This is a genomic window from Stenotrophomonas sp. YJH_SMC_10, assembly GCF_059371555.1.
On sequence record NZ_JCAFUS010000031.1, the window covers coordinates 1 to 6,311 of the forward strand.

Annotated in this window: 4 protein-coding genes; all 4 read right to left on the bottom strand. The window is 66.8% G+C overall.

What is annotated here, in order from left to right; genetic code table 11:
• Positions 1-1,866: methyl-accepting chemotaxis protein (locus tag AC5P9C_RS20330; protein WP_495205291.1), on the bottom strand; the 1,866-nt coding region annotated here is incomplete at its 3' end.
• Positions 1,867-2,518: 652 nt separating this feature from the next.
• A complete protein-coding gene (locus tag AC5P9C_RS20335; RefSeq protein WP_057495300.1) occupies positions 2,519-4,894 on the bottom strand; it encodes a methyl-accepting chemotaxis protein in 2,376 nt (791 codons plus the stop codon).
• Positions 4,895-4,995: 101 nt separating this feature from the next.
• Positions 4,996-5,379 (bottom strand): hypothetical protein, encoded by a 384-nt coding sequence (locus AC5P9C_RS20340; RefSeq protein ID WP_014647020.1) that lies wholly within the window; start codon positions 5,377-5,379, stop codon positions 4,996-4,998.
• Positions 5,380-5,514: 135 nt separating this feature from the next.
• A complete protein-coding gene (locus tag AC5P9C_RS20345; protein WP_049465492.1) occupies positions 5,515-6,006 on the bottom strand; it encodes a chemotaxis protein CheW in 492 nt (163 codons plus the stop codon).
• Between the last annotated feature and the right edge of the window lie 305 nt (positions 6,007-6,311).

Here is a 6,311-nt window from a genome sequence, read left to right on the forward strand (position 1 = left end):
CTGGTGGACCAGGCTGGAGCCTTCGGCGACCTTGCCGACCGAATCGTCGATCAGGCCCTTGATCTCCTTGGCGGCCGCGGCCGAGCGCTGGGCGAGGGTACGCACTTCGCTGGCGACCACGGCGAAACCGCGGCCCTGTTCGCCGGCACGCGCGGCTTCCACTGCGGCGTTCAGCGCCAGGATGTTGGTCTGGAAGGCAATGCCGTCGATGACGCTGATGATCTCGGCGATCTTCTTCGACGAGGCTTCGATGGCCGACATGGTGGTGACCACCTGGCCGACCACCTCACCGCCCTGCGAGGCGACGCCGTGCGCGCCGATGGCCAGCTGGTTGGCCTGGCGGGCGTGCTCGGCGTTCTGGCGCACGGTGGAGGTCAGTTCCTCCATCGAGGCGGCGGTTTCTTCCAGGTTGGCGGCCTGCTGCTCGGTACGGCGCGACAGGTCGCTGTTGCCGGAGGCGATCTCGCCGGCGGCCAGGGTGATGCTGGAGGCGCTGGCCTGGATCTGGCCAACGATCTGGGTCAGCTGGGTGACGGTGGTGTTGGCATCGTCGCGCATCCGTGCGAACACGCCCTGGTAGTCGCCGTGCATGCGTGCGGTCAGGTCACCCTCGGCGATCGCCGACAGCAGCTGCGAGAGCTTGCCGAGGTTGTCATCGCTGACCGCCATCATCGCGTTGAGGTTCTCCAGCATCAGGCGGAAATCGTGATCGAAACGCTGCGCGTCGCCACGGCGGCTGAAGTCGCCCGCCGCGGCGGCACTGGCCAGCTGCTTGATTTCGGCATTGATGCGGCCGAGGTTGGCCTTGACCGTGTCGACGGTGCGGGTCATCGCGGCCTTTTCGCCGGGATAGCGCGCGATGTCGCGGCTGAGATCACCGACCGCGTACTGCTGCACCACGTCCAGCACGTCGTGCAGGGTCTGCACGTGGCTGCCGACCAGCGCGTTGGTTTCCTGCACCATCAAGCCGTACTCGCCCGGGAAGGCACTGGCATCGATGCGATAGCTCAGTTCGCCTGCATCGTGGCGGCGGGCCATCTCGCGCTGGCCGCTGATCACCGCGTGCAGCTGCTGCTGCATGCCTGACATGGCCTCCAGCAGGCGGCCCGGTTCGTCGTGCGGCTGCGGGCCGATGTGGCTGTCCAGGCGACCGCTGGCGATGCCTTCGGCCACGGCGGTGGCCTGCTTGAGCGGTCGTGCGATGCGGTTGCCGATGACCCAGCTCAGGGCGAGAACGATCAGCACGAGCAGGCCACCGGAGAGCGCCATGATGGCGGTGAACACCAGTGCCTGCTTCTGCACGTCGTCCATGTAGACGCCGCTGCTGACCACCCAGTTCCAGGGCGCGAACAGGCCGGCGTAGGCGACCTTTTCGACGTCGCCCTTGCTTCCCGGCTTGGCCCAGCGGTAGTTGACGAAGCCGCCGCCGGCGCGGGCGGCCTGGACCTGGTCGTAGTAGATGCGCACGCCGTCTTCGGTGCGGAAGTCCCTCATGTCCTTGCCGACCAGGTCCTTGCGGAACGGGTGCATCAGCAGCGTGTAGCCGGTGTCGTAGACGTTGAAGTAGTAGGTATCGTTCTCGGCGCGCATCACCTCCAGCGCCTGCAGCGCAGCGGCCTTGGCCGCCGCTTCGCTGAGCTCGCCAGTGCCGGCCAGGCGATGGTAGTGCTGCAGGATGCCGTAGCTCAGTTCGACCTGGGTCTTCAGCGCAGTCTTGCGGGTCTCGGTGAGGTCCAGGTACTGCATGCGGGCGGCGATCACCGAGAGCGCGATCACGCCGAGCGCGATGAGCAGCGTCAGCAGGTTGAGCTTGCGCCGGACGGAAAGATTGCTGAAGTAGTGTTGCCAGCGATGCAGGAGATTCATCGAGCAGGACCAGGTCGAAGCGGGCGGGCGGCGCCGAGCCGGTCATCGGCGGTACACGCCGTGACAACCCCGTTATCGGCCGTTGCGGCGGGGGATTGAGGCGTGCTGTCGGAACGTATTCAGGTTTCCTTGCAGCGGCGGTTGCGGCGCTGCCTGCGGCAGGCTTTTGAAGCAACGGCAACGGCAACGGCAGCTCATGGCGGCATTGGGTTTCCAAGTGGAAAGAGGGGTCAGATCCGTTTTCCTGCGGAAACGGATCTGACCCCGGAAGCAACGCGGCTGTTGCTCTTGCTCTTCTTTCTTCAATCCGGGGTGGACGCGCACGGGAAGTGTCCGTGGCCGGGAGGATGGGTTGCGCAGGGGCGTGAGCCGCATGGGCTCGAGGCATGCCTCGGGCGGGTTGGGCAGGACGCCCAACCCCGGTCTTGCCGTGTGCGCAGGACAGTGCACACGAGCAAGCGGCGACCGAGCTTACAGGGACGTACTTGCAGCGTCCCCTGCGCAGCCCACCCTCCCGGCCAGCCCGCAGTAGCCAAGCGCTCTCCGCGACCACCCCGAGGGGCTTCGCCGTTGGCTGATATCCAGATGCCCCGTAAACGAAAACGCCCCGGCGCGGGGCCAGGGCGTGTTCGTGGATCAGGTCAGGCAGGCATCAGAACTCCTGCCAGTCTCCGTCGGCCAGTTCGGTGGCCATCGGGCGACCACCCGCCGTGCGGCGGGCCGGCGGGGCAGCCGGGGCCGGGGCAGCCGGTGCAGCGGCGCGCGGGGCCGGTGCGGTGACGCGCGGGGCGGTCACCACGTCGGCTTCGTCGACCACGAAGATCGACACCGCTTCGCTGAGGTGGCCAGCCTGTTCTTCCATCGCCCGTGCGGCGGCAGTGGCTTCTTCCACCAGCGCGGCATTCTGCTGGGTGGTTTCGTCCATCTGCACCACGGTCTGGTTGACCTGCTCGATGCCGGCGCTCTGTTCCTGCGAAGCGGCGGAGATCTCGGCCATGATGTCGGTCACGCGCTGCACCGAGGCGACGATCTCGCCCATGGTCGCGCCGGCCTTGTGCACCAGCGCCGAGCCGTCGTTGACCTTGCCGACGGAGTCGTCGATCAGGCCCTTGATCTCCTTGGCGGCCGCGGCCGAGCGCTGGGCGAGGGTACGCACTTCGCTGGCGACCACGGCGAAACCGCGGCCCTGCTCACCGGCACGCGCGGCTTCCACCGCGGCGTTCAGCGCCAGGATGTTGGTCTGGAAGGCGATGCCATCGATGACGCTGATGATCTCGGCGATCTTCTTCGACGAGGCTTCGATGGCCGACATGGTGGTGACCACCTGGCCGACCACTTCACCGCCCTGCGAGGCGACGCCGTGCGCGCCGATGGCGAGCTGGTTGGCCTGGCGGGCGTGCTCGGCGTTCTGGCGCACGGTGGAGGTCAGTTCCTCCATCGAGGCGGCGGTTTCTTCCAGGTTGGCGGCCTGCTGCTCGGTACGGCGCGACAGGTCGCTGTTGCCCGAGGCGATTTCACCGGCGGCGGAGCTGATCGCGCGGCTGGACTGCTTGATGCGGGTGACGATCTCGCTGAGCTGTGCGGCGGTGGCGTTGGCGTCGTCGCGCATCCGTGCGAACACGCCCTGGTAATCGCCCTGCATGCGCACGGTCAGGTCACCCTGCGACAGTGCGGCCAGCAGGCCCGAGACCTGCTCGATGCTGCCGGCGTTGGCGTCCAGCAGGCCGTTGATCTGCTGGGCCAGCTGCAGGAAGAAACCCTCCTTGTCGGAGGCGTCGATGCGGCCGGACAGGTCGCCGGCGGCGGCCTGGGCAATCACGCGGGCGACTTCGGCTTCAACCTGCGCTTCCTGGGTGCGGTCACGCCACTCCACCACGTAGCCGACGGTGTCGCCGCCTTCGTTGCGGATGGTCGAGACCACCTGGGCGAACTGGGCATCGCCGTACTGCATCGGGCGACGGGCGACACCGTGTGCCTTCAGGTTGTTCAGCAGGGTCTGGTCCATCTCGCCGCGGTGCTCAAGCACGGTGACCGGCTTGCCGATCAGCGGGGCCTGGGCGTCGAAGTCCGGCAGGTCACGGCGCAGTTCGTCCTGGTACTGGCTCAGGGTCTGCTGCAGGGCGCGGTTGCTGTAGACGATGGTGTTGCTGGTGTCGGTCAGGTAGACGCCGGTCGAGCTGTAGTCCAGCGCGGTACGGATGCGCAGGTTCTCGCGGGCGATGGCCTGGTCGGTCTCGATGCGCTCGCGCAGGTCGCGCTGCATGCGCTGCATGGCCTGCATCAGTTCGCCCACTTCATCCTGGCGGCTGACATCGATGTGGCCGTCGAGCTTGCCACCGGCCACGTCGTTGGCGACCGACACGGCGCCACGCACGCTGCCCACCAGGGCACGGGCAAACAGCCACACCAGCACCAGGCCGAGCGCGGCGCCGCCCAGCAGGGCGATCACGGTCAGCACGGCCGAGGCGGAGTAGGTGGATGCAGCCTCATCGCGCGACGCGCGGGCGAGGCGGTTGTCTTCGGCGATCAGCGCCTCCAGCGCCGAGGCGGCCTTGCGGTGCTTGGTGCGGGTCTCGCCGACGAAGGTATCGATGGCGTCGTCCGGCAGGTCCAGTTCCAGCATCTCGGTGACGCTGTCATAGGACGCCAGCGCGTCCTTCCATTCCTTGGCGAAGGCGTCGAACAGCTTCTTCTGCTGCGGATTGTCGACCAGCTTCGGATACTCCTTGATCGACTTGTCCATGCTGGCGCGCAGGTCGACACCCTGCTTGCGCGCATCGGACTTGACGTCATCGCTGGCGCGGATCAGCTGCTGGTAAGCGGCATTGCGGTACTCGCCCAGCATGCCGCGCATCTCGCCGGCCATGCGGATGCTCTCCATGCGCGAACCGGCCAGCTCGGTGGTCACGTTGTTCAGCGAATGCAGGCCGCGATAGGCGACGATGCCCTGCAGCAGCATCACCAGCAGGAGGACGCCGAAAGTCAGCAGCAGTTTCGGCATCAGTTTCAGGTTGTTGATCCACGGCATGGGCGTTGCGAGCTCCTAAGGCAGACGCGCCCGGGCATCGGGCCCGGTTGCAGCAGAAACCACGCCAGGACCAGGCCCGGCGTGGTCCGACGAACAGCGGATTACTTGATGTTGGCCAGCTTCAGCCCAGCCGGCGAGCTGACTTCGATTTCCGCGCGCGAGGCGTCGCGCTGGATCTTGCCGATCACGCAGACGGTCTTGCCTTCCAGGGTTTCCAGCGGGAAGGAGAACTTGCCGCGGTTCTCGCCGGCGATGCGCGCCGAGAAGGTGTGGCGCGGGAAGGCGCCGCCCATGTACAGGAAGGTCGGCTGGCCTTCGGAGCCTTCTGCGTAACGGGCCTTTTCGACCTTGCCACAGACCATGCCGTCCTTGCCGACCGAACGCGGCGCCATTTCCGGCGGGATCATGTCGGCCGACTGGGCGAAAGCGGAGGCGGCGGTGGTGGCCAGGACAGCGGCCGAGACGAACGCAAACAGGGACTTCATCGAGGGTATCTCCGGGGATGGTAACGATCGGGCCGGTCCTGCGCGCTCCTGCGCGACCGGCTTCTGTCCCCCTATCGGCACCGCCGAAGGGAACTGAAGGGTTTTGTGACTGGAACGTGAAGCAGTTCCGTTTACTCAGGCAGCGACGTCTTCGGCAAGGCTGGCCTGGCCCATGTCGGCGCTGTCGAGCAGGGTCTCGATGTCCAGCAGGATCAGCATGCGATCGTCGTGGGTGCCGATGCCGGAGATGAAACGGGTGTCGACGGCCGCGCCGAATTCCGGGGTCGGGCGGATCTGCTCGGCCGACAGCGGGATCACGTCGGAGACGCTGTCGACGACGATGCCGACCACGCGGTCTTCCACGTTCAGCACGATCATCACGGTGAACGCGTCATAGCGGGCGTTGTCCAGGCGCAGCTTCAGGCGCAGGTCGATGACCGGGACGATGGTGCCACGCAGGTTGATCACGCCCTTGATGTAGTCCGGAGCGTCCGGTACGCGGGTGACGGCGTCGTAGCCACGGATCTCCTGCACCTTGAGGATGTCCACGCCGTAGTGCTCGGCGCCAAGGGTGAAGCTGAGGAATTCGCCACCGGCGCTGGCGGCGGAGCGGGTCTTGTCGTTCATCGAGGGGTCCTGGTTCAGCCGGAAATCCCGGTGTCAGGCTCGATATCGGCGCCGCTGGGGGGGACTTTAGGTGCCGGGGGAAGGGCATCCACGCATGGCGTGGATCTACCTGGGAGAGTGGGAGGGCATCCACGCATGGCGTGGATCTACCTGGGAGGGTGGGGGCATCCACGCATGGCGTGGATCTTATCTCTTGCCGATCTGGCACCTTGGGTGCCGAGAGCCCGGCGTGGGCGACCGTGTGGATCCAGGTCTTGCGACCGAGAAGTAGCTTGGGTCCCCACGCCGGATTCTCCCTGAACCGC